Origin of the sequence: Mycobacterium sp. OAS707 (genome assembly GCF_014873705.1) — a bacterium.
Classification (GTDB): Bacteria; Actinomycetota; Actinomycetes; order Mycobacteriales; family Mycobacteriaceae; genus Mycobacterium.
The window spans coordinates 1-26,461 of record NZ_JADBDS010000003.1; the positions used below are offsets into that span (position 1 = coordinate 1).

The 26,461-nt window shown below is 65.3% G+C and carries 27 protein-coding genes, 1 tRNA gene and 1 pseudogene; 17 read left to right on the forward strand and 12 right to left on the reverse strand.

Features of this window, described 5'->3' with window-relative positions:
* The 7 genes and pseudogenes from GGC64_RS18055 to GGC64_RS18085 all read right to left on the reverse strand — a co-directional run.
* Window positions 1-598 (reverse strand): DUF222 domain-containing protein (locus GGC64_RS18055; RefSeq protein WP_192723947.1); only part of this gene is annotated, 598 nt, incomplete at its 3' end.
* Between the two features lie 110 nt (window positions 599-708).
* Window positions 709-1,967: pseudogene (locus GGC64_RS18060) on the reverse strand (DUF4032 domain-containing protein).
* A gap of 2 nt (window positions 1,968-1,969) precedes the next feature.
* Window positions 1,970-3,049: an ABC transporter ATP-binding protein gene (locus GGC64_RS18065; protein WP_192723948.1), complete on the reverse strand. Its 1,080-nt coding sequence runs from the start codon at window positions 3,047-3,049 to the stop codon at window positions 1,970-1,972.
* A 15-nt stretch (window positions 3,050-3,064) separates the two neighbouring features.
* The gene (locus GGC64_RS18070) at window positions 3,065-3,946 is read right to left on the reverse strand and encodes a carbohydrate ABC transporter permease (protein WP_192723949.1); all 882 of its coding nucleotides are present in this window, start codon (window positions 3,944-3,946) and stop codon (window positions 3,065-3,067) included.
* A complete protein-coding gene (locus GGC64_RS18075) occupies window positions 3,946-4,920 on the reverse strand; it encodes a carbohydrate ABC transporter permease (RefSeq protein ID WP_192723950.1) in 975 nt (324 codons plus the stop codon). The genes GGC64_RS18070 and GGC64_RS18075 overlap by 1 nt, the downstream gene beginning before the upstream one ends.
* Window positions 4,920-6,284, reverse strand: a complete 1,365-nt coding sequence (locus GGC64_RS18080) for a sugar ABC transporter substrate-binding protein (RefSeq protein ID WP_192723951.1) — start codon at window positions 6,282-6,284, stop codon at window positions 4,920-4,922. The genes GGC64_RS18075 and GGC64_RS18080 overlap by 1 nt, the downstream gene beginning before the upstream one ends.
* 14 nt (window positions 6,285-6,298) lie before the next feature.
* A complete protein-coding gene (locus GGC64_RS18085) occupies window positions 6,299-7,336 on the reverse strand; it encodes a sugar-binding transcriptional regulator (protein WP_370582174.1) in 1,038 nt (345 codons plus the stop codon).
* Between the two features lie 106 nt (window positions 7,337-7,442).
* Between GGC64_RS18085 and GGC64_RS18090 the strand changes: the two genes are divergently transcribed.
* Genes GGC64_RS18090 through GGC64_RS18105 form a run of 4 tightly spaced genes read left to right on the forward strand, consistent with a single transcriptional unit; the run spans window position 7,443 to window position 11,760 of the window.
* Window positions 7,443-8,444: an NAD(P)-dependent alcohol dehydrogenase gene (locus GGC64_RS18090; RefSeq protein ID WP_192725157.1), complete on the forward strand. Its 1,002-nt coding sequence runs from the start codon at window positions 7,443-7,445 to the stop codon at window positions 8,442-8,444.
* Complete coding sequence (locus GGC64_RS18095; protein WP_192723952.1) at window positions 8,441-9,856, forward strand: mannitol dehydrogenase family protein; 1,416 nt, start codon at window positions 8,441-8,443, stop codon at window positions 9,854-9,856. The genes GGC64_RS18090 and GGC64_RS18095 overlap by 4 nt, the downstream gene beginning before the upstream one ends.
* Window positions 9,853-10,821, forward strand: coding sequence for a carbohydrate kinase (locus tag GGC64_RS18100; RefSeq protein WP_192723953.1), 969 nt, complete (start codon window positions 9,853-9,855; stop codon window positions 10,819-10,821). Before GGC64_RS18095 ends, GGC64_RS18100 begins: the two co-directional genes overlap by 4 nt.
* 9 nt (window positions 10,822-10,830) lie before the next feature.
* The gene (locus GGC64_RS18105) at window positions 10,831-11,760 is read left to right on the forward strand and encodes a Ku protein (RefSeq protein ID WP_192723954.1); all 930 of its coding nucleotides are present in this window, start codon (window positions 10,831-10,833) and stop codon (window positions 11,758-11,760) included.
* Here GGC64_RS18105 and GGC64_RS18110 read toward each other — a convergent pair whose 3' ends face one another.
* On the reverse strand, window positions 11,761-12,228 hold the full coding sequence (locus GGC64_RS18110) for a glucose-6-phosphate dehydrogenase (RefSeq protein WP_192723955.1): 468 nt from the start codon (window positions 12,226-12,228) through the stop codon (window positions 11,761-11,763).
* A gap of 156 nt (window positions 12,229-12,384) precedes the next feature.
* On the opposite strand from GGC64_RS18110, the gene GGC64_RS18115 reads away from it, so the two are divergent.
* The 5 genes from GGC64_RS18115 (at window position 12,385) to GGC64_RS18135 (ending at window position 16,172) form a co-directional block, all read left to right on the forward strand.
* A complete protein-coding gene (locus tag GGC64_RS18115) occupies window positions 12,385-13,176 on the forward strand; it encodes an SDR family oxidoreductase (RefSeq protein WP_192723956.1) in 792 nt (263 codons plus the stop codon).
* Between the two features lie 11 nt (window positions 13,177-13,187).
* Entirely contained in the window at window positions 13,188-14,264 is a 1,077-nt protein-coding gene (locus GGC64_RS18120; protein WP_192723957.1) for a diacylglycerol kinase, read from the forward strand.
* 30 nt (window positions 14,265-14,294) lie between these two features.
* Window positions 14,295-14,579, forward strand: coding sequence for a hypothetical protein (locus GGC64_RS18125; protein ID WP_192723958.1), 285 nt, complete (start codon window positions 14,295-14,297; stop codon window positions 14,577-14,579).
* A 38-nt stretch (window positions 14,580-14,617) separates the two neighbouring features.
* Window positions 14,618-14,863, forward strand: coding sequence for a hypothetical protein (locus tag GGC64_RS18130; RefSeq protein WP_192723959.1), 246 nt, complete (start codon window positions 14,618-14,620; stop codon window positions 14,861-14,863).
* Window positions 14,864-14,945: 82 nt separating this feature from the next.
* Window positions 14,946-16,172 carry an Nramp family divalent metal transporter gene (locus tag GGC64_RS18135; RefSeq protein ID WP_192723960.1) on the forward strand — a complete coding sequence of 409 codons (1,227 nt, stop codon included), beginning with the start codon at window positions 14,946-14,948 and terminating at the stop codon, window positions 16,170-16,172.
* Here GGC64_RS18135 and GGC64_RS18140 read toward each other — a convergent pair.
* Window positions 16,126-16,578: a PaaI family thioesterase gene (locus tag GGC64_RS18140; protein ID WP_192723961.1), complete on the reverse strand. Its 453-nt coding sequence runs from the start codon at window positions 16,576-16,578 to the stop codon at window positions 16,126-16,128. The genes GGC64_RS18135 and GGC64_RS18140 overlap by 47 nt on opposite strands.
* A gap of 93 nt (window positions 16,579-16,671) precedes the next feature.
* On the opposite strand from GGC64_RS18140, the gene GGC64_RS18145 reads away from it, so the two are divergent.
* Together GGC64_RS18145 and GGC64_RS18150 are read left to right on the forward strand one after the other, a co-directional pair.
* Window positions 16,672-17,742 carry a poly-gamma-glutamate hydrolase family protein gene (locus GGC64_RS18145; RefSeq protein ID WP_192723962.1) on the forward strand — a complete coding sequence of 357 codons (1,071 nt, stop codon included), beginning with the start codon at window positions 16,672-16,674 and terminating at the stop codon, window positions 17,740-17,742.
* A complete protein-coding gene (locus GGC64_RS18150) occupies window positions 17,742-18,827 on the forward strand; it encodes a serine hydrolase domain-containing protein (RefSeq protein ID WP_370582175.1) in 1,086 nt (361 codons plus the stop codon). Before GGC64_RS18145 ends, GGC64_RS18150 begins: the two co-directional genes overlap by 1 nt.
* Window positions 18,828-18,831: 4 nt before the next feature.
* On the opposite strand, the gene GGC64_RS18155 is transcribed toward GGC64_RS18150, so the two are convergent.
* On the reverse strand, window positions 18,832-20,181 hold the full coding sequence (locus tag GGC64_RS18155) for an APC family permease (RefSeq protein ID WP_192723964.1): 1,350 nt from the start codon (window positions 20,179-20,181) through the stop codon (window positions 18,832-18,834).
* 11 nt (window positions 20,182-20,192) lie between these two features.
* Complete coding sequence (locus GGC64_RS18160) at window positions 20,193-21,776, reverse strand: amidohydrolase (RefSeq protein WP_192723965.1); 1,584 nt, start codon at window positions 21,774-21,776, stop codon at window positions 20,193-20,195.
* 43 nt (window positions 21,777-21,819) lie between these two features.
* On the opposite strand from GGC64_RS18160, the gene GGC64_RS18165 reads away from it, so the two are divergent.
* Genes GGC64_RS18165 through GGC64_RS18175 form a run of 3 tightly spaced genes read left to right on the forward strand, consistent with a single transcriptional unit; the run spans window position 21,820 to window position 23,899 of the window.
* A complete protein-coding gene (locus tag GGC64_RS18165) occupies window positions 21,820-22,620 on the forward strand; it encodes a DUF1365 family protein (protein ID WP_192725158.1) in 801 nt (266 codons plus the stop codon).
* Window positions 22,608-23,189, forward strand: a complete 582-nt coding sequence (locus tag GGC64_RS18170) for a sigma-70 family RNA polymerase sigma factor (RefSeq protein WP_369434769.1) — start codon at window positions 22,608-22,610, stop codon at window positions 23,187-23,189. The genes GGC64_RS18165 and GGC64_RS18170 overlap by 13 nt, the downstream gene beginning before the upstream one ends.
* A complete protein-coding gene (locus GGC64_RS18175; protein ID WP_192723967.1) occupies window positions 23,186-23,899 on the forward strand; it encodes an anti-sigma factor domain-containing protein in 714 nt (237 codons plus the stop codon). The genes GGC64_RS18170 and GGC64_RS18175 overlap by 4 nt, the downstream gene beginning before the upstream one ends.
* Here the strand turns inward: GGC64_RS18175 and GGC64_RS18180 are convergent.
* A complete protein-coding gene (locus GGC64_RS18180; RefSeq protein ID WP_192723968.1) occupies window positions 23,896-24,987 on the reverse strand; it encodes a glutamate--cysteine ligase in 1,092 nt (363 codons plus the stop codon). The two genes, GGC64_RS18175 and GGC64_RS18180, sit on opposite strands and share 4 nt — an antisense overlap.
* A gap of 160 nt (window positions 24,988-25,147) precedes the next feature.
* Between GGC64_RS18180 and GGC64_RS18185 the strand changes: the two genes are divergently transcribed.
* From GGC64_RS18185 to GGC64_RS18195, 3 genes are all read left to right on the forward strand, one after another.
* Window positions 25,148-25,969 (forward strand): TIGR03621 family F420-dependent LLM class oxidoreductase, encoded by an 822-nt coding sequence (locus GGC64_RS18185; RefSeq protein WP_192723969.1) that lies wholly within the window; start codon window positions 25,148-25,150, stop codon window positions 25,967-25,969.
* Window positions 25,970-26,013: 44 nt separating this feature from the next.
* Window positions 26,014-26,271 (forward strand): ANTAR domain-containing protein, encoded by a 258-nt coding sequence (locus GGC64_RS18190; protein ID WP_192723970.1) that lies wholly within the window; start codon window positions 26,014-26,016, stop codon window positions 26,269-26,271.
* Window positions 26,262-26,334: transfer RNA gene (locus tag GGC64_RS18195), tRNA-Arg, on the forward strand. The genes GGC64_RS18190 and GGC64_RS18195 overlap by 10 nt, the downstream gene beginning before the upstream one ends.
* The last annotated feature ends 127 nt before the right edge of the window (window positions 26,335-26,461 follow it).

Genomic DNA, 26,461 nt, shown 5'->3' on the forward strand with positions numbered 1-26,461 from the left:
GTCCTTTCGTCACCCCGCGGCGCCGATCGCGTTCGGTGTCGTCGGGTTGCGGCCCGTCCTGATCCAACAAAAACAGGATCCGCTCGGCGTTGTCCTTCAACTCCTTGGGGCCCACCCCGATCGCGGTGCGCACCAGATCCACTTCGATCTGCGCGCGGGTCAACGAATCGACCCCGGCCGGGAGGCGGTCCATCGCCTCGCGCACCACCTTGACGTGTTCACGATTGATCACCCCGTTGGCTTGGGCCAGCGCGGTGCACGCCAACGCGGGGTCCAGTGGTTCGCCGGTCAGTGTGCGCCGTGGGCCTAATTGAGCGGCCTCCTCGAGGCGGCGGCCGGCCTCACTAGTGGAGATGCGCCACCGGATGGCCAACACCTCGCGCCACGACTTGGCACCCATCTCGATGGCCGTGGTCTGCTCCTGCAAACGCGCCAACAGGCGATGGCGCTGAGCGGGCAACTGACACGACAGTGCCTCCAACTCATCCAGCGCAGAAATCAACTCCGACGTGCCCAGCGCCTCCACGGGCAGCGCGGCCAGGCCCTCGTAGGCGGCGCGCAGCGCGGTGACCGCCGTCTGCACCGCACCCCCATCCATGACTCGAACATATGTTCGAACTCTAAGGATTCACGGAAGCATTTCCGAAGAAAACCATGAGAGATTGTCGCTAAAATGTCGCTGGCTAAAAGCCTTGCCGCACAACCCAATCAGTCATCCCGCAACACCGCGAACGGCGCGGTCGGCACCTCGGCAATCGCCAACTTCGCCGCGGAATCCATCGGGATCACGTCGCGCGCCAGCGCCGCAAGCGCCTGTTCGTGCCGACGTCGTGGCCGGCCTGTTCGCTGAGCAGCCACCTCACCTCGAGCAGGTCGCAGTAGGCCTGGATCGGAGTGCCCTTGTTGCCGACGACGTCGTGTGCCAACCGCTCGTACGGAGTGAGCACCTCGATGACCCACAACCGAGCGGCAGTCGAATCGTCGACGTCATGACCCGCCTCCCGGCACAGCGCAGCCTGATACGCCTGCAGGTCGCCGAGCAGGATCTGCGCTTGTCCCTCTCCGACGTCCAAACCGGTGAGCTCCTGCAGACGCTGCGCGTGGTAGCGCCGATCACCAACGGCGACACGGATTTTGAGTTGGCTCGGATTGTCGGCAACCGGCTGCAGGGCGACTTCGTCGACCGCGAAGCCGAGCTCGTTCAGCCTGCGCACGGTCCCCTCGACACGGTAGCGGTCGGCGAAGTCGAACATCGGCTCGGCGTGCAGCGCGTCCCACAGTCGCTCGTAGCGGTTCCTGGTCTGCTCCGCCTCGGCGATCAGCACGTCCTCCAACGCCGACTGTTCCAGCCGTTCGGCGAGATCGACCATGCCCATCGCGACGTTCTCGACCATGATGTCGAGATCGTGCGCACGCTGACCGCGACTCAAAACGGGGTGCACTTCCGAGGTTTCGGCGTCGACGAGCCAGGCCTGAAGGATCTGGCCGTCGCGGGAGAACAGCGTGTTCGCCAGCGAGCAGTCACCCCAGAACACCCCGTGCCGGTGCAGCTCCACGAGCAGGCCCGCCATCGCGTCCAACAGCCGCTCGCGGTGCTTGCTCTGATCGGGCGGCAACCGCATGAACAACCGGCGATACTGCCATGACCCTTCGAGGTAGCGCGTGACCAGAATCGCGGTTTCGAATTCGGGTTGCAGCACCAGGCCCGCAGGGCGCACGGCGGGCAGACCCATTTCTTCGAGCCTGCGCAGCACGTCGTACTCCTTGGCGGCCACGCGCGGTGGCATGTCCTTGACGGCCCACAGCGTGTCGTCGGCTTCGACGAACTTCACCAGGTGGCGGCTGGGACCGACGGCGATGTCGCGCAGTGGGACATCGGGGACCGTCCATTCCGACAGCGGCCGGTCCCACGGCAGACCGAGGAGGCCGGGAGTCGGTGTCCGGAGCCGAAACTCCGGCGCTTGCATGGTCAGTTGATGCGCTCGCCGGTTTCCGGATGGAACAGGTGCACGGCACCCTCGGGATGCCTGCGCAGCCGCACCGTGTCGGCCAGTCTCGGCGCCGTGCGCGGATTGCACCGCGCCACCAACTCGACGCCGGAACCCGCATGCGTGTACACGTACGCCTCGCTGCCCAGGTCCTCGACCAGGTCGACGACGACCTCCACACCGCCCGAATCCGTGAGTTCCAGTTGCTCGGGCCGAATTCCGAACGTGACCTCGGACAGGCCGAGATCGCTCAGCTTCGTCATCTGGTCGCGTTCGAGTTCCAGCGTAGAGTCGCCGATCTTGACGCCGTCGGACGTCACCGGCAATGTCACCAGGTTCATGGCGGGTGAGCCGATGAAGCCGGCGACGAACGCGTTGGCCGGCTTGTCGTAAAGCTCATTGGGAGAAGCGAATTGCTGCAACTTGCCGAACCGCAGCACCGCGACCCGGTCACCCATCGTCATGGCTTCCACCTGGTCGTGGGTGACGTAGACGGTCGTGGTGCCGAGACGTCGTTGTAGCGCTGCGATTTGGGTACGGGTCTGCACGCGCAGTTTCGCATCGAGGTTGGACAGTGGCTCGTCCATGCAGAACACCTGAGGCTCACGCACGATCGCGCGGCCCATCGCCACGCGCTGACGCTGACCGCCGGACAGCTTGGCGGGCTTGCGGTCCAGAAAGTCGGTCAGGTCCAGGATCTTCGCCGCCTCCTCGACCTTCTTGCGCCGCTCATCGGCCGATACGCCCCGCAACTTCAACGCGAAACCCATGTTCTCGGCGACCGTCTTGTTGGGGTACAGCGCATAGTTCTGGAACACCATCGCGATGTCGCGGTCTTTGGACGGCACACCCGTCATGTCCTTGCCACCGATCTCGATGGCGCCCTCGTCGATGTCCTCGAGCCCGGCGAGCATGCGCAGCGCGGTGCTCTTGCCCGAGCCTGACGGTCCGACCAGCACGACGAACTCGCCGTCTTGGATGTCGAGACTGAGCGAGTCAACCGCCAGTTTGTCCGAGCCTTCATAGATGCAGGAGGCGTTCTTGTAAGTGATTGCGGCCATTTGGGTTTAGCTCCTCTACTTGATGGCGCCGAAGGAAAGACCACGGACGAGTTTGTTTTGAGCGAACCACCCGCAGAGAATCACGGGCAGCGCGGCCATGGTTGCGGCCGCCGACAAGACGGCCCAGTACTGACCCTCACCGGCAATGAATCCGACGAGGTACACCGGCATGGTCTGCGCGTTCACCGCGGTGAGGTTCACCGCGAAGAAGAACTCGTTCCAGGCGAAGATGACACAGATCAGCGCCGTGGCCGCGATACCCGGCGACACCAACGGCAGGATCACCTCGCGCACGGACCGCCACAGGCTGGCACCGTCGAGGCTGGCTGCCTCGAGCAATTCACCGGGCACCTCGAGGAAGAACGACCGCATCATCCACACCGCGATCGGAAGGTTCATCGAGGTGTACAGGATCACCAGAGCCCAGATGTTGTCCAGCAGACCGATATTGGACACGATCACGTAGAGCGGCAGGATCGCGGCGACGATCGGCAGCATCTTCGTGCTCATGAAGAAGAACAATGCGTCCTGGGTCTTGCGGACGGGCCGCAGCGACAGTGCGAACGCCGCAGGCGTGCCGAGCGCCAGCACCAGCAACGTCGAAACACCGGTGGCCCACACCGAGTTCAGCATCGCCGGCCCGATGCCCTGATCGAAAACCGCCTTGAACTGATCGAGCGTCGGCGTGAAGAACAGCTTCGGCGGGCTGGTCGCCGCGTCGCCCTCCTGCTTGAACGCCGTCAGCACCATCCAGAACACCGGGAAGAAGAAGCCGAGGCCGACGAGCCACGCCACCACGCCCCATGGGCTGAACGTGCGCCCCTTCTTCTTCGGCGCCCCAGCTGAATCCGTTGTTGCTGTTGTCTTTTCGGTGCCTTTTACAAGTGGAGTTGTCATCAGGCTGCCTCTTCCTTGCCACTGAACGACTTGAATATCAACCGAAGCGCGAAGCTCGCGATGATCATCGTGAAGATCACCACCACCACGGCGTAGGCCGCAGCCTGGCCCATGTCGAAGCCGAGGAACGCGCGCTGGTAGATGTAGAACGGCAGGTTCGCGCTGGCGATACCCGGCCCGCCCTGGGTCATCATGTAGATCGCGTCGAAGGTGTTGACCAGGTAGATCGCACCCAGCACTACACCCAACTCGATGAACCGCCGAAGGTGGGGCAGCGTCAACTCGCGGAAGAGTTGGAACGCGCCGGCACCGTCGACTCGACCGGCCTCCAGGATGTCGCGAGGCATCGACTGGAGGCCGGCGAGGATCAACAACATCATGAACGGCGTCCACTGCCAGATCAGCACGACCATCACCATGGTCAGCGGGAACTGGCCGATCCAGTCGACCTTGTCGATACCGACCAGCGAGAGCACCCAGTTCAAGATGCCGTTCGTCGGGTCGAGGATCGTGGTCTTCCAGATCAGCGCTGCCGCAACGGGTGTCACGAGGAACGGTGTGATCAGCAGCGTGCGTACGACGCCGCGACCCAGGAATGCGCGATCGAGCAACAGGGCGAGCAGCAGGCCGAGCAACGCCGAGACCAACACCACGACGACGATCAGGACGACGGTGTTCAATGCCACCGTCCAGAACTGGCTGTCCTTGACGACCGCGATGTAGTTGTTCAGTCCGACGAACTGGCGTGACCCGGGTCGAACCAGGTTCCATGACAGCGTCGAGTAGTACAGCGTGAACACGAATGGAATCTGGGTGACCACGATCATGAAGATCAGTGCGGGAAGCAACGGCCCGCGCCTGCGCCACCCTTCGGCGCGGCTGACCCCCGCATCCTGAGCTTCACGGATCTTGCGGACCCGTTCGGCCACTCCAAGCTGGCCGGCGTCAGCTTCGGTATCAGCGGTAACAGTCATCACTTCTCCTGATAGGTCCGGCCGACAACCTCGGCGTATTCCTGTGCTTGGGCGAGCGCATCATCCACGGACTTCTGTCCGGCGATCGCCGCGCTGATCTGTTGGCTCACCCGGGTACCCAGATCCTGGAACTCGGGGATCCCGACGAACTGGATGCCGGTGTACGGAACGGGCTGCACCGTCGGCTTGTTCGGTGTGGCACCTTCGATCGACTTCAACGTCAACGGTCCGTACGACTTCGAGATCGCCTGGTACTGCGGCAACTGTGTGTAGGTCGAGGTCCGACTTCCCGGTGGGACCCGGGCCCAGCCCAGCTTCTCCCCGACCAGCTTCATGTAGTCCTTGCTGGTCATCCACGAGATGAACTTCCATGCGCCATCGGGATTCTTGGCACCCTTGGGAATGCCGAGCGACCAGGTGTAGAGCCAGCCCGAGTTCGGCTTCTCGACGATCGGCGCGGGCAGATAGCCGATCTTGCCCACCAGATCGGGGTAGGTCTTCGGGTCTTCGAGCACCGAGACCGCCGACGTCGCGTCGTACCACATGGCCGTCTGGCCCTGTCCGAAGAGGTTGGCGCACTCCTGGAATCCCGTTGAGGACGCCCCGAGTTCGCCTGCCTTGTTGATCAGGTCGACGTAGAAGTTGACGGCCTTGCTGACCTCGGGACTGTTGAGTTGCGCGTTCCACTTCTCGTCGAACCAGCGCCCGCCGAAGGTGTTGATGACGGTGTCCAGCGGGGCCAGCACCTCACCCCAACCCGGCTTGCCGCGCAGGCAGATACCCGCATCGGAAACGCCTTTCGCCTTGATGGTCTCCGCCCACTGAGCGACCTCTTGCCACTGGGGCTGGTAGTTCGGCGACTGGTCGACTTTGATGCCGGCCTTCTCGAACATGTCCTTGCGGTACATCAGGAACGACGACTCGCCGTAGAACGGAACCGAGTACATGTTGCCCTGATAGGACAGCGAATCCCGCAGCGACGGGATGAAATCGTTCGCGTCGTAGCCGGGCGTCTTCTTCGCGTAGTCCGAAAGATTCAGCAGCCAGCCGTCTTTCGCCCACTGCGGGGTTTCGAAGTTGCTGATCATGACGACGTCGAACTCACTGCCGCCCATCGCGGTCGACATCGTGATCTTGGCACGTGCCTGGTTCTCCGAAAGCGTGATGAACTTCAGCTTCGTGCCCGGATTGGCCTTCTCGAACTCCGACGACAACTTCTGTGCATCCGTCATCTGCGAGTTGGACACCAGGGCGATCGTCACCTCGTTCTTCGAGGCTCCGAGGCTGCCCGCGCCCGCACAGCCGGAGGTAACCAGCAGCCCGAGGGCCGCGACACACGCTCCTAATTTTTGTAGCGCTCTCACCTTTACCTCACCTTTCACTGTGCCAATAACCAACGGGCACAATCGATGTCACACACCAGAAGTCGGGCGAGTTTGCCGCGCAACGCTCCGAGAGTGGCGTGATGCTTTGTCGCTCCGCTGGAGATCAGGATCGTCTTCTCGCAGGCCCGGATGTCTTCAAGGGGAACCGACACCGCGCGCTGTTGCAGTTCGGTGTCGACGGGCGAGCCGTCGCCGTCGAAGAAGCGGCCGCCGATCTCGCCTACCGCACCGAGCGAGATCAGTTCGTCGAGCATCTTGGTGTCGACGAAGCTGCCCTCGAACAGCGTCGTCGAGGTCGAAACCGCGCCGACGCCGAACAGCATCACATCGGCCTGCCTGCCGGCCTCGAGCGTGCGCGAGATCAGCGAGTCGCTGCGCATGGAGACCACGGTCGAGGGGTCTGCGTACAGCGGAGCGGGAAGCCGAATCGTGGTGGCCCGCAACATATCCGCGCATCGGCCGAGGATGAACTCGGTGCCGGTCTGATAGGCCGCCGTCGACATCGCGCCGTCGAGTTGGACCACGGCACGGCAGCTGGCAACACCAGGCGTGAGCGCATCGGCCACCGCGACCTGTTCGGGGCCCCAGGTGAATCCGAGGACATCGTCGGGCGACAGCCGGCGCATCAGCAGCGCCGCGGCGGCGCGGCCGACGCTGGCGTATGCCGCAGGACGACCGTGTGCGCCCACGTCGACGCCGTGGCCGGCCACCACGGCTTCGGTCAGGCCGTAACGCTGCTCGAGTTCGCGTTCCTCATCGGCATGGAGGTCGTCGCGCATGTCCGGCGGGACGACGACATCGATCCGGACCAGTCCGCGCGCCTTGGCCCGCGCGACGAGTCGGCCCGCTGTCGGGCGGGACACACCGAGGCGGGAGGCGATCTCGGCCTGGGTCAGGCCGTCGAGGTAGTAGAGCGTGGCTGCACGCAACGCCAGGCGCAGGTCCTCGGGCGTGGCTCCGCGGTCCCGCGCGTTCGACACGACCTGGGCGCCGATGTCGGCGACCTTGCCATTCGACGTCGGTGTGGCCACTGCCCCTCCTGTCCGACCAGTGAGCATATGCTCAGGGGTGCGAGTAGATGCTCATCACGTTAGCATGGAGAATGTGACGCACACAACACCCTCGCCAGATACCCGAATGCGGTCGGCCGTACTCATCGAGCCAGGCCGGATCGAAATGGAAGAGCGGCCGATACCCACGCCCGGCGCCGGAGACGTGCTAGTCCGCGTGTCGTCGGTCGGCGTGTGCGGGTCGGATACGCACTACTACCGGCACGGCCGGATCGGGAACTTCGTCGTCGAAGCGCCGCTGGTGCTCGGCCACGAGGCAGCGGGCACGATCGTCGGTGTCGGCGCAGGCGTCGACTCCTCTCGGATCGGCGAGCGGGTGTCGATCGAGCCGCAGCGGCCCGACCCCGACAGCGCCGAGACGCGGCGAGGTCACTACAACCTGTGCCCGCACATGCGCTTCTACGGCACCCCGCCGATCGACGGGGCGTTCTGCGATTACGTGGTCATCGGCGCTGGGTACGCCCATCGGGTGCCCGATTCGGTATCCGACGATGCCGCTGCCTTGTGTGAGCCGCTGTCCGTCGGCATCGCCGCAGTCCGCAAGGCGGGCCTCGACGGCGGTTCGCGCGTGCTGATCACCGGCGCAGGCCCGATCGGCATCGTGCTCACTCAACTCGCGCGGGCCTACGGCGCCACCGACATCGTGGTCAGCGATCCCGATGAAGCCCGCCGCGCGCAGGCAAAGCAATTCGGGGCGACGGCGGTAGTCGACCCGTCCGCCCAGCCGATCGGTGAATTGGGCGTCGACGCGTTCATCGATGCGTCGGGCGCTCCTTCGGCAGTCGTCGACGGTATCCGGGCGGTGCGGCCGGCAGGCACTGTCGTCCTCGTCGGCTCGGGTGCCGAATCGATGGAGCTGCCCACGCAACTGATCCAGAACCGAGAGCTGGTCCTCACCGGGGTTTTCCGATACGCGAACACATGGCCGACGGCGATCGCCCTCGTCGAGTCGGGTCGAGTGGACCTCGACGCGATGGTGACTGCGCACTTCCCACTGGAGAAGGCCGCCGACGCCCTCGACTCCGACCGCACGCCGGGTAGCGTCAAGAGCGTGGTGAGGGTGTCATGAAGTTGACCAAGTCGACACTGGCGCAGCTCTCGATCGACAAGCCGACCTACGACCGCGATGAGATCGGCATCGGCATAGTGCATTTCGGAGTCGGCGGTTTTCACCGCGCGCATCAGGCGATGTATGTGGATCGGCTGCTGGAGATGGGGCTCGCCATGGACTGGGGCATCTGCGGTGTCGGCGTGCTGCCCGCGGACCGCAAGATGGCCGACGTGATGGCCGCCCAGGACGGCCTGTACACGCTGCTGCTGGAGAACCCGGATGGCAGCCGCGACGCCCGAGTGATCGGATCGATCGTCGACTACCGCTACGCACCCGACGATCCGGAAGCGGTCGTCGAACTGCTCGCGGCGCCGAGCACCCGGATCATCTCGCTGACCATCACCGAGGGCGGGTACAACATCGAGAACATCGATGGCGTCAATGTGTTCGGTCTGGTCGCCGACGCGATGGCGCGACGGCGCGACCGCGGCCTCGGATCGCCGACGATCGTGTCGTGCGACAACATCGAGGGCAACGGGAACGTGGCGCGGCAGGCGTTCACCACCTATGCCGAGCGTGTGCACCCCGGCCTCGGCGAGTGGATGGAAGCCAACACCCGCTTTCCGAACTCGATGGTCGACCGCATCACGCCGGTCACCACTCCTGACGTGATCGCTGTGCTGGCAGACGACTTCGGTGTCGAGGACCAGTGGCCGGTGGCCGCCGAGCCGTTCACGTCGTGGGTGCTCGAGGACGACTTCTGCGACGGCAGGCCGCCGCTGGAGAAGGCCGACGTGTTGTTGGTCGACGATGTGACGCCGTACGAATTGATGAAGCTGCGGCTGCTCAACGCCAGCCACCAGAGTCTGTGCTACTTCGCGTACCTGGCCGGCTACCGGTTGGTGCACGACGCGGCCGGAGATCCACTGTTCGCTGAATTCCTGCGCCAGTACATGGATTCCGAAGCGACACCGACGCTCAAGCCAGTGCCCGGCATCGACCTGCCCGACTACAAGCGCACGCTGATCGAGCGGTTCGCCAACCCCGGCGTCAAGGACACCATCGTGCGGTTGTGCTTCGGATCCTCGGACCGGATTCCGAAGTGGCTGCTGCCGGTCATCAGGGCGAACCTCGCTTCCGGCGGTCCGGTCCGGCTGTCGGCTGCGACGGTGGCGAGCTGGGCACGCTACGCAGAGGGCGTCGACGAAGACGGGCAGCCCATCGACGTCCAGGACCAGCTCGCCGAAACTCTTGTGCCGCTGGCCCGCTCACAGCACCAGCACCCGACTGCGTTCATCGAAAACACGGATGTATTCGGCGATCTCGCGACGCAGCCACGATTCGTCGAGGCATACCTGTGGGCACTGGATTCGCTGCACCGCGACGGAGCGCGCGCGACGCTGGAGACGCTGCTGAAGGAGACGACATGACAGGGCCTGGCGTGCCGGAGCGGGCGTTGGTGATCGGCGAGGCGCTGATCGACATCGTCGAGCGGGATGGCTCGGTGACAGGCGAACACGTCGGCGGCAGCCCGCTGAACGTCGCGGTGGGACTGGCGCGGCTGGGTCGCGGCGCAGACTTCCTGACCCACATCGGCGACGACCAACGTGGCCGCCGCATCGTCGAATACGTCAAACAGTCTGGTGTGCAATTGGTTTCGGGCAGCATGACGGCCGAACGAACACCGACGGCGCTTGCGACGCTGGACGCCAATGGTTCGGCGCAGTACGTCTTCGACATCGACTGGCAGCTGTCGGGAACGCCGGAGGTGGCGCCGCCGCTCGTCGCGCACACCGGGTCGATCGCGACGGTGCTCGAACCGGGTTGCCGCGCCACCGCCGCGCTGATCGACACGTACCGACCTTCGGCCACGGTGACATTCGATCCGAACGTTCGGCCTGCGCTCATCGAGGACGGCGACATCGCCCGCGGCCGCATCGACCGCTGGATCGAACGCTGCGACGTGGTCAAGGCCAGCGACGAGGACATGCGCTGGATCGACCCCAACCGCTCTCCCGAGCAGATCGCCAAGACATGGCTGGCGCTTGGCCCGTCGATCGTCGCAGTGACGATGGGCGACGCGGGCGCGTTCGCGATGTGCGCCGCGGGCACGGTGCGGGTGCCCGCGTTGCGGGTGAACGTCGTGGACACCGTTGGGGCCGGCGACGCGTTCATGTCGGGCCTGATCGACGCGTTGTGGTCGTTGGGCCTGCTCGGGGCCGAACGACGGCCGCACCTGGCCCGCATCGACGTCGACGCGCTGACCGGCGTGGTGCAGACGGCTGCGCTGTCGGCTGCGCTGACGGTGGCTCGCGCAGGCGCTGACCTGCCTGATCGCGCGACTCGCGACGCTGCGGCGGCCGGGTCGGGCCCGTTGTTGCCTCAACCGGGTTAACCTGGGCTTATGCGTTCCATATGGAAGGGTTCCATCGCCTTTGGCCTGGTGAACGTGCCGGTCAAGGTCTACAGCGCGACCGAAGACCACGACATCAAGTTCCATCAGGTGCATGCGAAGGACAACGGGCGTATCCGCTACAAGCGCGTGTGCGAGGTGTGCGGCGAGGTCGTCGAGTACCGGGACATCGCCAAGGCCTACGAATCCGACGACGGGCAGACGGTGGTGATCACCGACGAGGACATCGCCACCTTGCCGGAGGAGCGCAGCCGCGAGATCGAGGTGCTGGAGTTCGTCCCCAGGGGCGATATCGACCCGATGATGTACGACAAGAGCTACTTCTTGGAGCCCGACGGCAAGTCGTCGAAATCCTATGTGCTGCTGACAAAGACGCTCAAGGAGACCGATCGGGTTGCGATCGTGCACTTCGCGCTGCGCAACAAGACGCGGCTCGCCGCGCTGCGGGTGCAGGACTTTTCCAAACGCGACGTGATGATCGTGCAGACGTTGTTGTGGCCCGACGAGATTCGTGATCCCGACTTCCCGGTGCTGGACAAGGAAGTAGAGGTCAAGCCGGCCGAGCTGAAGATGGCCAGCCAGGTGGTGGAGTCGATGACCGACGACTTCAACCCGGACCGCTACCACGACGATTACCAAGAGCAGCTGCACGAGCTGGTCCAGGCGAAACTCGAAGGCGGCGAAGCGTTTACCACCGAAGAGCAGCCCAAGGAGCTCGACGAGACCGAGGACGTCTCCGATCTGCTGGCCAAGTTGGAGGCCAGCGTGAAGGCGCGCCGCAGCGGCGGCGGTTCGGACGGCGACAGACCGGCCAAGAAGGCAGCAGCCAAAAAGGCGCCTGCCAAGAAAGCCGCGAAGAAAGCTGCAGCCAAGAAGGCGCCTGCGAAAAAGGCCGCCAAGAAAGCCGCTGCCAAGAAGTAGCTAGGCGGGCAGATTTACCCGCAGCGCCAGGTGCTCGTCGAGTATTCGGCGCAGCGCGGCATCCATCGGATGAGCCGATGCGAGATCACGGCCGAACCCGCTGTCCACCACGACCACTTCGTCGTCGCGCAACTCTGCGGTGTCGATCTGATCGACGAACGGATCGAACAACCCGGGCGGCGTGGCGAGGTAATACAGTGCCCGGCGCGACTCGTTCAACATGGCGGCATAGACCAGTCCATGTTGGGTGATCATGAAGAGTTCCGAACTGCGCCTGACGTTCGGGGTTTCGACCCTGCACCATGCCATCGCCGCACGCCGAGGCTGGGCCAATCGATCCGAGACGTCGTCCGTGAGCGTGAGCAGCTTCGCGACAAGTGCTCCACCCACATGCGGATACGAGTCGACCGCGGGTCCGAAGTACCGGTGGAAGATCTCACCGAAGAAGTCGTACTGTTGCTCGCTCATCGCGGCTCCCCAGATTTCGGACGTGCCTCCCTATTGTGCGCCTGAAACCGTCACCGAAGAAGGCGTTCCTGAGAAAACTAGAACGTGTTTCAAAAACCTCTCCCGCTGGACGCCAAGCCCTGCTAGCGTTCGCCCGGCAAGGGAAGAGAGGCACACGTGATTCTTGACAGGTTCAGGCTGGACGACCAAGTCGCGGTGGTGACCGGAGCGGGCCGCGGTTTGGGCGCAGCGATGGCCGTGGCATTCGCGGAAGTCGGTGCGGACGTGGTGATTGCCGCCCGCACGCAGTCACAGCTGGAGGAGGTCGCCGAGCAGGTACAAGCGGCAGGCCGCAAGGCGCACATCGTCGTCGCCGACCTCGCGCATCCCGACGACACCGCCAAGCTGGCCGGCGAGGCGGTCGAGGCGTTCGGGAAACTAGACATCGTCGTGAACAACGTCGGCGGCACCATGCCGAACACCTTGCTGACGACGTCGGTCAAGGACATGAAGGACGCCTTCACCTTCAATGTGCTCACCGCTCACGCGCTGACGACCGCCGCGGTTCCGCTCATGCTGGAGCACTCCGGCGGCGGCAGCATCATCAACATCACCTCGACCATGGGCCGGTTGGCCGGCCGTGGTTTCGCCGCATACGCCACCGCCAAGGGTGCGCTCGCGCACTACACCCGGCAGGCCGCCCTCGATCTCTGCCCGAAGATTCGGGTCAACGCGATCGCGCCGGGTTCGATCCTGACCTCTGCGCTCGACATCGTCGCCTCCAACGACGAACTGCGCGAGCCGATGGAAAAGGCAACGCCCATGCGACGACTCGGCGATCCGGCCGACATCGCCGCGGCCGCGGTGTATCTCTCCTCGCCTGCAGGCAGCTTCCTCACCGGCAAGGTGCTCGAGATCGACGGCGGGCTCAATATTCCGAATCTCGACCTGCCCATCCCGGACCTGTGAGGAGCTAGCTCATGACCATCAGAGTCGCGCAGATCGGCACCGGCAACGTCGGCCGCCATGCGCTCACCCAACTCATCAACGATCCGCGCTTCGAGCTCACCGGCGTGTGGGTGTCCAGCGACGCCAAGGCCGGCAAGGACGCGGCTGAGCTTGCGGGCCTTGACAATTCGACGGGCATCGTTGCGACCACCGACCTCGACGCAGTGCTGGCGACCAATCCGCAGTGCGCCGTTTACACCGCGATGGCAGACAACCGCCTGCCCGAGGCGCTCGAGGACTACCGCAAGATCCTCGCCGCGGGCATCAACGTGGTCGGCAGTGCCGCCGTCTTCCTGCAGTACCCGTGGCAGACGCTGCCCGAGGAGCTGATCGCCCCGATCGAAGACGCCGCCAAGGCAGGCAACGCAAGCATTTTCATCAACGGCATCGACCCTGGCTTCGCCAACGACCTGGTTCCGCTCGCGCTGGCAGGCACCTGCCAGAGCATCGAGCAGATCCGCTGCATGGAGATCATCAACTACGACACTTACGACAGCGCGACGGTGATGTTCGACGTGATGGGCTTCGGCAAGCCGCTCGACGAGCTGCCGATGCTGTTACAGCCCGGTGTGCTGAGCCTGGCCTGGGGCTCGGTCGTCCGCCAACTCGCCGCGGGCATCGGCATCGAACTCGACGAGGTCAAGGAAACCTACGTCCGCGAACCGGCACCGGAGGACTTCGACATCGCGTCGGGCCACATCCCCAAGGGCAGCGCCGCGGCACTGCGGTTCGAGGTGCAGGGCATCAAGGACGGCAAGGTCGCCGTCGTGCTCGAACACGTCACCCGGTTGCGCGACGACCTGCGGCCCGACTGGCCGCAGCCCGCCCAGGAAGGCGGTTCGTACCGCGTCGAGGTGACCGGCGAGCCGTCCTACGCGTTGGACCTGTGCCTGAGCAGCCCCAACGGCGATCACAACCACGCCGGACTGGTCGCCACCGCCGCGCGAGTGGTCAATGCTATTCCCGCCGTCATCGACGCCGAGCCCGGTATCGCGACGACGTTGGACTTGCCCCTTATTACTGGAAAAGGGCTGTACGCTGGCGGGTAACCCGGGGGTTTGCAAAAGAAGGGCTTGCCTATGCGGAGGACCAGGCACTTCACCCCGCTGATTGTCGCGGCAGGCGCCGCAGCGGCTTTGATTTCCGCGCCCGCCGCAATCGCCGATCCCGGCGATTCGTCCACCCTGCCGTCGTGCACCAGCGTCGGCGGCGTGACGGATATGGGCGCCGGGACGACCGAATGCGCCACACCCGGCAACGTTCAGCTGAACGCCACCCCGCCCGAACCGGATTACCCGTATCCGTGGGATGACGAGTTCTGGGGTCCGGCGTTGATCATCGGTGGCGGCGGGGGCCGTCGCTAGCCAAGTTGTTTTTCCGCGGCCCACTGAGGAGGCCAACAATGCGGACCAAGATTCGCTCTCTCACAACGCTTTCGGCGGCGGCTGGCGTTTGCACAGCCGTCGCGCTCGCACCGGTCGCCGCGGCCACACCGCAATGCACGACCACCGCTCCCAATACGACGCAGTGCCAGACGAACGGCAGCACTGCGATCGTCACCTCACCCCAGCAGAACAACTGGAACGGCGGCTGGCCGTGGTGGGGCGGGGGCGGCATCGTCATCGGCCTCGGCGGCTGGGGCTGGTAACGCCGGCCCGGCGCTAGCCCTTCCGAGAGGTTTCGGCTAACCTAACTTTTCTATTCGCAGCCCCGGATAGAAAGTGAGTTAGTTGATCCAGGACACCGCGCCACGGCTGCGGCCCAGCTGGTTGCTGCTTGGCCCTGCCTTCGTCGCGGCGATCGCGTACGTCGACCCCGGCAACGTCGCGGCCAACGTCAGCGCAGGCGCACAGTACGGCTTCCTCCTCGTCTGGGTCATCATCGTCGCCAACGTGATGGCCGGGCTGGTGCAATTCCTTTCGGCCAAGCTCGGCCTCGTCACCGGCCGCAGCCTGCCGGAAGCGGTCGGCGACCACACCCGCACCCCGACGCGCATCTGCTTTTGGCTGCAGGCCGAATTGGTCGCGGTGGCAACGGATCTCGCCGAGGTTGTCGGTGGCGCCATCGCCCTGCACCTGCTGTTCGATCTGCCGCTTCTGGTCGGCGGTGTCATCACTGGATTCGTGTCGCTGCTGCTGCTGGCCATCCAGAACCGCCGCGGCCAGCGCATGTTCGAGCGAGTGATCAGCGGGCTGCTACTGGTCATCGCGATCGGATTCCTGACCAGCCTGTTCGTTGAGCCACCTGCCGTCGGAGAGGTGGCGGCCGGCCTACTGCCGCGGTTCGAAGGCGCCGAAAGTGTGCTGCTTGCGGCCGCCATGCTGGGTGCAACGGTCATGCCGCATGCGGTGTACCTGCATTCCGGGCTGGCCCGCGACCGGCACGGTCACCCCGAGCCGGGCAAGCAGCGCCGCTTGCTGTTGAAGGTGACGCGGCTGGACGTCGGACTGGCAATGCTGGTCGCGGGCGCGGTCAACCTGTCGATGTTGCTGGTGGCCGCCACCAACCTGCAGGGCCACGACGACACCGACTCGATCGAGGGTGCGCATGCCGCCGTTCGCGACACGCTCGGGCCGACGGTCGCGCTGTTCTTCGCGGTCGGACTGTTGGCTTCGGGGCTGGCGTCGACGTCGGTGGGCGCCTACGCGGGCGCGATGATCATGCAGGGCCTGCTGCAGCGGTCGTACCCGCTGCTGCTGCGGCGGCTCGTCACGCTGATTCCGGCGCTGGTGATCCTGGCGATCGGCATCGACCCCAGCCGCGCGCTGGTGTTGTCCCAAGTCGTGTTGTCGTTCGGCATTCCCTTCGCGCTGATCCCGTTGGTGCGGCTGACCAGTAACCGCGACCTGATGGGCGACGACGTCAACCACCGCGTGACGACGGCACTCGGATGGACGGTCGCGGGCGTGATCAGCCTGCTGAACGTGGTACTGATCTATCTGACCGTGCGGGGGTAGCCCTGCCCTGCACCGAGATTCGCGCGTAGGTCGCCGTAGAGCGAATGAGGACGCGGTCCTCCGCGTCGAACACCGAACACTCGGCACTCAGTAGCGTCCGGCCGTTGTGCACCATGGTGGCCTCGGCACGCAGCGGACCATCGCGCGGTTGCCGGTAGTAGCGGACATGCGTGTCGGTCGTCACGGTGGCCTCGGATTGATCGTCATAGCAGCCGACGAGGCAGGTGGCGCATGCCGTGTCCACGAAGGTGGCAAGCATTCCGCCGTGAACCGTGCCTTCGAAGAGTCCACTGATGTCGTCGCTGATCGGCATCGACAGCACGATGAAGCCCGGCTTGTACTCCACGACGCTCATCCCCAGGTTCTTGTGAACCGGCGACCTGTGCAACAGCGCATCATCAATCATGGCGACCCCCCATAGGAATCGTGACATGCCCGACGGCCCCGTGGCCGTGGTTGCCGCAAAAGCCCAGGTCGCGCATCTGGGACAATGGAGGTGATGCGGGCAAGTCACACTTACTTCGCGTACGGGTCCAACCTGTGCGTGCACCAGATGGCGCGGCGGTGCCCTGGCGCGGTCAACCCCCGCCCCGCGAAGCTCGCCGATCACGACTGGCTGATCAACCAGCGCGGCGTCGCCACCGTCGAACCGTTCGACGGATCAGAGGTGCACGGCGTCGTGTGGCAGGTGACCGACCACGACCTGGCCACCCTCGACAGCGCCGAGGGCGTTCCGGTGCGATACCGCCGCGACCGGTTGGTCGTACACACCGACGAGGGCCCGGCCGAGGCATGGGTCTACATCGACCACCGCGTCGATCCCGGCCCGCCGAGACCGGGCTACCTGGAGCGCATCGTCGACGGCGCAGTGCACCACGACCTGCCCTTCCGCTGGATCGAGTTCCTGCGGCGCTGGGATCCGGCGAATTGGCCCATGCGTGCCAGCAACCCGAATTCCGCTGCACCGCAGTCGCTTTCGGAACTGCTCGCCGAGTCAGGTGTCATCGAGGACAGCACGCTACGCTCGCGTTTCGGTTTCATGGCCATCCACGGCGGCGGACTGGAGCAGATGACCGACGTCATCGCCGCGCGCGCCGCCGACGCCGCCGACGCGTCGGTGTATGTGGTGCGCCACCCCGATCGCTATCCACACCATCTGTCGTCGGCTCGCTACCGCGCTGAGGAATCCGAGCGGCTGGCCGAATTCCTCGACCACGTCGAGGTTGTCGTGTCACTGCACGGGTATGGCCGCATCGGCCGCAGCACACAACTGCTCGCCGGTGGACGCAATCGCGAGCTCGCAAACCACCTCGCCCACCACGTCGACGTGCCTGGCTACCAAGTCGTCACGGACCTCGACGCGATCCCCCGCGAGCTGCGCGGCATGCATCCCGACAACCCCGTGAACCGGGTCCGCGGCGGGGGTACCCAACTCGAGCTGACCCCGCGAGTGCGCGGCATCAGCCCCCGTAGCGGTCTTCCTGGCGACGACGGTCTGACGCCTGCGACGTCGAAGTTGGTGCAGGGCCTGGTCGCGACCGCGCGGTCGTGGCCACTAGTCTCGACGTAGTGCGCATCCCGAGTCTCGGTGCCATCCTTCTTCTCGTCACACTGACTGCTGCATGCGGCCAGCCCAGCCACGGCGTCAGCGACGCGTTGCGTCATGCGGTGACTCAGAATCAGTTGTCCGGCGGCGTCGCCGTCGTCCGCGACGACAACCTCACGCGATCGTCGGCCGGATACGCCGACATCGACGGCAGGACGACCTTTGCGCAGCGCACCCATATCCGGGCTGCGAGTATCACGAAAACCTTTGTGGCTGCGGCGATTCTACAGCTCGTCGCCGAAGGCAGGGTCAGCCTCGACACGCCGATCGAGACATACCTGCCCGGCAGGATCCGGGGCCGGGGCATCGACGCGCACGCCATCACCGTGCGTCAGCTGCTCCGCCACCAGAGCGGTTTGCCCGAATACTTCGACGCCGACACCCCGATACCAACCGAACCCGTGACCGGCGACCAACTGCTCGACGCCGCGCTGAAGCGCCCCGCGCAGTTCGCACCTGGCACCGCGATCCGATACACGAACACCAATTACGTCGTCGCCGGCCTGCTGATCGAGAAGCTGACCGGGCACCCCGCGGCCGAGGAGATCACCCGTCGGATCATCACGCCGCTGGGACTGTCCGACACGTACTTCCCGGCGGCCGGTGACACCGGGCTGCGCGCCCCGTTCGCGCACGGCTACGAAGCGGTCGACGGAAAGCGCAAGGACGTAACGAATTTCAACGCCTCGGCGGCGGGCATGGCAGGCTCGCTCGTCTCAACGGGCGAGGACACATCGGCATTCATGACGGCCTTGCTGGACGGACGAGTCGTCCCCGCTGCGCAACTGCGCGAGATGATGGACACCGTAGACTGGCCCGCCGCCGGGCCTGACTTTCACTACGGTTTGGGCCTCACCGGCATCGACCTGGACTGCGGAGTGAGGGTGTGGGGGCACGGCGGAGACATCGAGGGCTTCCACAGCCTGATGGCGAAAGCGTTTGCCGGGCCTGCCGTTTCGATAACCTTCACTCAAGCGCCGCCGGAGACCGAGATGCTCTCCGACGACCCGAGGGCCGCAGTGCTGAACTCGGTTTACTGCGCCAAGTAGCCGGCTACTCCTCCAGTTCGAGCACAGGTGTCGGTCGCTGGAAGCCGCGCGTCACCCACAACAGCCACAGGAACCCGAGCGCGAACCAGATCAATCCCACCACCAGAGCAAAGCCAGACAGGCTGAACCACAGCCAGACCGTCAGGCCAAGGCCGATCAACGGCAACACGGCGTTGTTGAAGAAGCCGCCGCCGCCGCGCTCGCCCGCGTCTATGAAGTAGTGCTTGAACACGGTGAGGTTAACAGCTGAGAATGCAACCAGCGCACCGAAGCTGACGATGGAACTCAGTTTGGTCAGGTCGGCCCAGATAGCGGCCAGCGAGACCAGCGACACCACGAGGATCGCGTAGGTCGGGGTGGTGAACCGCGGCGGAATGTGCCCGAACACTCGTCGCGGAAGGATGCCGTCGCGACCCATCGCATACAGGATTCGGGCGACCGACGCCTGCGAGGTAATCGCCGACCCGAGCGCACCGGCGACGTATGCGGCGGTGAAGAACGTCGACAAGAATTGCCCGCCAGCGGTTTTCATCACATCAAGAGAGCCGGAGTCCACATTCTCGAAATGATTGGACGGGAACACCAACTGCGAGATGTACGACAACACCACGAACATGACACCAGCCGTGACCGTGGCGATCATGATCGCACGCGGCACGGTGCGGGTCGGCTCGTTGGCCTCTTCGGCCAGGGTGGACACCGCGTCGAAGCCGAGGAACGACAGGCACAGGATCGCTGCACCAGCGAACACCGGATGCCATCCGGGCGCACTACCGTCACCGGTGAACGGGGCACTCAAATCGACTGTGCCAGTGTGTGACAACGTGACAAACGCAAGGACCAGGAACACCACGATGAAAACGGCTTGCAGCGCGATGATCAGGATGTTGGCCCGCGCCACCGACACGATGCCGACGATGTTGAGCACCGTGACGATGATGATCATCACGAGGACAAACACCCACGCGGGAACGGCGGGGATCGCGGCGTTGAGATAGATGCCGATGACGAGGTAGTTCAGCATTGGCAGCAACAGGTAGTCCAGCAGCAGCGACCATCCGGCCAAGAAGCCGATAGGTGCGCCGAAGGTGCGCTGGGTGTAGGCATACGTCGAACCCGCCACCGGGTAAGCGGCGGCCATCCGCGCATACGACCGTGCGGTGAACACCATGGCCGCCAACGTCACAAGGTACGCCAGCGGCAGTCGCCCACCGCTTTTCTCGACGACGATTCCGTACGTGGTGAACACCGTCAGCGGAACGATGTACACCAGCCCGAACAGAACCAGCGCGGGCACACCCAGGACGCGGCGCAGGTGACCTTCGCCCGGCGGGGCCGACGACACTGTCGACATGGCAATCCCTTTCACACAGCGGCCGAGTAGACCGACTTTCCTGACAGATACGTCGCGCGGATGCCGACGTCCGGCAGTTCCTCCGGTGGCGTCGTGCGCGGATCGGAGTCCAACCACACCAAGTCCGCGCTGGTGCCGGGCACGATTGCGCCCCAATGCCCATCGGCAAAGGCCTGTTTGGCAACACCAGCGGTGTACGCGCTCAGCGCGTGCTCGACCGTGAGGAGCTCCAGCGGTGTCCACCCACCCCGTGACACGGCAACCGCGATCCCGTCCAATGGCGCGCCCGAAGACACCGGCCAGTCCGAGCCGAACGCCAGCGGTGCGCCCGACTCGACGAGACTGTGCATGCGGTACTGCTTCTCGCTGCGGTCGGGACCGAGCCGGGGAATCGTCAGCTCGACCATCAACGGATCCAGTTGCGCCCACAGCGGTTGCATGTTGGGTATCACGCCCAGCGCCGCGAACCGATCCAGGTCGGCATCATCAACCAACTGCGCGTGGGCGATCACCGGTCGCCGGTCGCGTTTTCCATTGGTGTTGACCACATACTCGATCGCGTCGAGTGCCTGGCGCGCCGCCGCATCACCGATCGCGTGAATGTGGATCTGAAAGCCGAGCTCGTCGACGGCGCGTGCGGCCTCGGCAAGGTTGTCCCACACCTGCATGCCATGGTTGTGCAGGCTTCCGCAATACGGCGCGAGCAGCGCTCCGGTCTCGTTCTCGATCACGCCGTCGGCGAAGAACTTGACGGTGTTCGCGGTCAGCAGTGATGACGCGGCGGCCTGCACCCGGCGACGCGCGTCGACGAACTGCTCGAGTTGCGCGTCGAAATACCGCGGGTCGGCATAGAGGCCGAGGTTGAACCGGATGTCGAGGGCATCCTGTTGTGCGGCGGCCAAATACGTGTCCACGTCGGCGGGCTCGACCCAGGCGTCCTGCACCCACGTCACGCCCGCGGCCAGGTAGTACTGGGCGGCCGTGCGCAGCGCCCCGACGCGGACCTTGGCGTCGCGTTCCGGCAGCACCTTGAAGACCAGATCGACGGCGCCCCACTCTCGCAACGTGCCGAGCGGCGTGCCGTCCTCGCGACGCGGAATCTCGCCGAGCTCCGGGTCAGGGGTATCGGCATCGATGCCCGCCCGCTGCAGGGCGACGCTGTTGCACCACACGGTGTGGTAATCCCACGCGCGCAGCACGACGGGCCGGTCGGGCACAGCGGCGTCGAGCCACCGCGCATCGAAAAGCCCGCCAGGCGCCATGCTGCTCTCGTAGGAGGCGCCCACAATCCATTCGTCGTCGGGATGATCGGCGGCGAATCGCTTCACCTCGGCGACGATCTCGTCGACCGAGGTGCATGGCCGCACCTGCGGCCCGACCGCCTCGAGTCCACCGGGCAACGGATGGGCATGACCATCGCCGAAGGACGGCATCAGGAAGCCGCCGTCGAGGTCAACCTGAGCGCCTTCGTCGGCCCTGGCGCGTGCGGCTTCGCCGAGCGCCTGCACCCTTCCGTCGACCACTAACAAGGCGTCGCTTTGCGTCCCGTTGACGCCGGTCCAGATCGTTCCGCCATCAAAGAACGTCGAAGACACTCGGGGAACGTACCGCACCAATCCGCGCGCCGCGCGGTTCCGAATACCTGCTGTGGAACGCTTCTCGACCCCAGCGCTGTACCGGACCAGGATCACGCATTTGCGCCGCGCTCCGGTGCACCATTACTTCGAGCACCGCGGCTACTGCTGGTATGTCGACGTCGACCGATTGCCCACGCTGCCGCGCTGGCTGCGGCCGTTCGCCAGGTTCGAGCCCGACGCTCATTTTGACGGTGAGGCTGACGATTCGCTTCGCAGGCGCATCGATGCATTCTTGGCTCGACAGGGCGTCGACTTACGTGGCGGCCGCATCACCGCGCTCCTGCAGGCCAATGTGCTGGGACACGCGTTCAACCCAGTGACGCTGTACTGGTGTCACGACGTCGATGACGCGCTGCGGCACGTGGTGGTCGAGATGCACAACAGCACCGGTGGGCGACACGCGTACTTGCTGCCACCAACCTCCCAGTCACCGGCGATGGCGACCAAGAAGCTGGCCATGTCACCGTTCAACGGGACCGATGGCTACTACCTGGTGCGAGCGCCGCAGCCGGGCAACGATTTGGATGTGATGGTGTCATTGCACCGCGCGAATCAACCGGCATTCGTGGCGACGCTGCGGGGAACCCGACGTGCTGCCACGATTCCCGAGATCGTGTGGCTGCAATGTATTGCGCCGCTGGCGCCTCGGATTGCCGCCGCCGAATACCGGCTTCAGGCCCTCACATTACGGCTGCGGCGCGTACCATTAGCGAGCGCCAGAAACCGGACTAACGAAACTACTTCTGGCTCAACCCTTTTCGAGACCAGTACCCCGAGATCGTCATTCTCGTGCCGTTATTGACGCCCGTGGCTAGGCTACCGTTCGTGACCGCCGAACTCGACGCGCTGTTGCGCCGGGTGGCCCACCGGGACGCCGATGCGTTTGCCACCTTCTATGACCGCACCCGCGCCAGGGTGTTCGGCCTGGTCACTCGCGTCCTGCGCGACCCCGGCTACAGCGAGGAGACCACGCAGGACGTCTACCTGCAGGTGTGGCGAACCGCCGACAGGTACGACCCGGCCGCCGGCTCGCCGCTGGCCTGGCTGCTGACGCTGGCGCACCGGCGCGCGGTCGATCGGGTGCGTTCCGAGCAGGCGGCAGGCCAACGCGAATCGCGCTACGGCGCCGCCAACGTCGACCCGCCTTCGGATCAGGTCGCCGAATCGGTCATCCTCAGCGACGAGCGGCGCCAGGTCACCGACTGTCTTGGCTCGCTGACCGACGCGCAGCGCGAGTGCATCCAGCTCGCCTATTACGACGGGTTGACGTATGCCCAAGTGTCGGAACGGTTGTCGGCAAATCTTGCGACGATCAAGTCACGGATGCGCGATGCCATCCGCGGCCTGCGCAGGTGTTTGGGGGCGGCATGACCGAACCACATGATCCCGATCTGATCGCGCTCGCGACACCGTACGCGCTGCATGCGGTGCCCGACGCCGAACTGGCCGAGATCGAGCGGCGCGTCGCCGCCGCTCCCCCGGACGTCGCGCAGGCGTTCGCCGACGAGGTGCGCGCCGTCCGGGAGACGATGGCCGTGGTGTCGGCGGCCACTGCAGTCGAGCCGCCGGATCATCTGCGGGCGAGCCTGTTGGCCGAAGTGAGCAGCGATCCGGTGCGGACGCTTGGCCGAAGGGTCAACCGCTGGCAGACGATCGGACTGGCCGCGGCCGCCGCGGTGATCATCGGCCTCGGCGCATTGGGAGTTGGCATTGCGCTGCAGCCGAAACCGACACCGTCGACCGCCGAGGAGGTTTTCGCCGCCCCGGACGTGCGGACGGTATCCGGGGAGATTCCCACCGGCGGAACCGCGACGGTCGTGTTCTCCCGCGAGAAGCACGCCGGTGTGCTCGTGATGAACAACGTCGCACCGCCTGCGCCAGGCACCGTCTACCAGATGTGGCTGATCGACGACAAAGGTGCGAAGTCGGCGGGCACGATGGACGCCAAAAACGTTGCGCCGTCAACCACTGCGGTGCTGCCCGACCTCGGCGACTCGCGGACGCTGGCGTTCACCGTCGAGCCGCCGGGCGGCTCAACGCAGCCGACCAGCGCGCCGTTCGCCAAGCTCACGCTGGCTTAAGACAAGGTGGCGGCAGCCAACTCGGCGATGACGTCCCTCACGTCGTGTCGTCGACGCCACGCGCGCCGCTGCCGCATCGCGCCGTTGCCGTCGCGGTCCAGGCGCGCCAGCGCACTGTTCACCGTTTGGTAGTCGCCGACGTCTTCCAGTGCCGGTCTGATGTGATCGACCATGCGCTGCAACAACTCTCGGGCCGGAACGGGCGCGTGGCTGTCGAGCAGGTCGATCGCCTCGCCTTCCATGCCGTCACGAGCCGACTTCCAGTAGGCCGCCTTGAGTGCGTGCGGCGACAGCGGCGGACTCGGCTCACCGCGGCGGTCATCCTCTAGCGCGGTCATCACGCTGCCCCGAATCAGCATGGCCAGCAATACGGTTTCTTCCACCGTTGCGGGTACATCGGCGACGCGCACCTCAACGGTAGGGAACGTGGCCGACGGCCGGACGTCCCAATAGACCATCCCGTCGTCGAGCGCCGCTCCCGCCTGACGCAGCATCCGCACCATGCCGTCATACTCGTCGACCGAATCGAAATGCGGTGGCGGACCGGCACTGGGCCAGCGCGCCCACACGATGCTGCGCCAACTCGCATAGCCGGTGTCGGCGTCGCGGTACACCGCGGAGTTGGCGGTCAGCGCCAGCAACAGCGGCAGCCATGGCCGCAGCCGGTTGCTCACCCGAACGGCGACTTCCCGACTGGGCACGGCGACATGCACGTGCGCGCCACAGATGCCTTCCTCGGCGATCCGCCCGAACTTCTCCGCGATTTGCCGATACCGCGGGCTGTCGGTGATCGGAAACTCGTGCGGCCGCGTCGGCGGCAGCGCGGCGGCAAGCAGTTGCGCGCCGCTGGACTCGGCGGCTTCGGCGGCGGTGCGCCGCAGCCGGGTCAGCTCCTCCAACAGATCGGCACTGCCGCCGACCACCGCGCTGGTCGTCTCGATCTGACAGCTCGTCAGCTCGAGCTGCAACTTGACGCCATGCTCGGCGGCGTGACTGGCGACAGCCTTGTTCACGGCGACGGGTTCTCCGGTCGTCGGGTCGACGAGAAGAAACTCTTCCTCGACGCCAAAGGTGGGGTGGCTGGCCATGATGACGATATTGATCCGGCCCGTCGGAGTTCTCTCACGACGGGCCGGATCTGGCGGTAAGTCCTTCTGCTCTGAGACCTCGGGATTCGAGGTCGGCGGATCATGTTTGCCCACTGGCGGCCGCCGCCAAACAAAAATGTCGGCTGCCTAGGATCGTGAAATGGTCAAGGACTTTCGATTCGGTGTGGGTCTGACAGCGGTACGCAGTCGAGGCACGCTCGAGGACAACGCGCGCCGCGCCGAGGACATGGGGTACGACGTCCTGCATATGGCCGATCACCTCTACACGACGGCCCCGTTCCCGATGCTGACCGCGGTTGCGATGGTGACCGAGCGATTGCGCATCGGCACCTTCGTGCTCAACGCGGGGTTCTACCGACCCGCTCTTCTCGCCCGCGATGTCACCTCACTTCGCGACCTCTCCGGCAACCGCTTCGAGCTGGGCCTCGGCACTGGATACAACGAGGTCGAATTCGAGCAGGCCGAGCTGCCTTACCCGAGTGCGGGCAAGCGCGTCGACTGGCTACGTCACGTGACCAAGCACATGAACGAAAACGTGCCCGATGTGCCGATTCTCATCGCGGGCGACGGCGACAGAGTGCTCACCCTTGCTGCACAGCGCGCCCACATCATCGGCCTCCAAGGTGGCGCCCCCGTGACCGCGGACAACGATCCGCTCGCCGACCGAATCGCATTCGTGCGCGACGCAGCAGGCGATCGCTTCGACGAACTGGAACTCAATATTTCGGTCACGGCGATGCCGACCGACGATTCGGGCACAGCTGACCTGACGATCCCCCGACGCTTCCTGCCCCATCTGTCCGACGAGGAGTTGTTGCGGGCGCCGTCGGTACTGTCCGGCTCGACCAAGGACATGGCGGACACCATCCGGGGCTACCGCGACACCTACGGCATCACCTACATCACCGTCCAGCAGCCGCATACGGAGGCGTTCGCGAAGGTGATCGCCGAGCTGCGCTGAAGATCCGGTTTGATCTTGTTCGTGCCGGGAATCGCAATCCCGTCATGGACGATGCCAGGATGCTGGACCGCGCGGAGGGCGTGCTGATGGCGCTGAGGCGCTGCACGATCGACGCCGCGTTCGCCGAGATCGTGCAGGCATCGAAGCGTCATCGGATCCCGACGTTGCGCATCGCTTCGGCGCTCGTCGCACTGGCTCTGGGCGCGCCGCCGGACGACGACGCCACCGCCGCCGCCCGATACGAGTGGGGCAAGCTCCTCGAATCCCTACCGGTAAGCTCCGAGCGGGTCACGCCCTCGTAGCTCAGGGGATAGAGCACGGCTCTCCTAAAGCCGGTGTCGCAGGTTCGAATCCTGCCGGGGGCACTTTGTGGCGGCCCGCCACCGTCGTTTGGCGGGGCCGCATCGTTCACGCCAGCACCGGAGAGAGCGATCTCGCCGGCTGTTCCATTAACCGGCGAGACCTGAGTCGGCGCGGGATGGCCGACCACCT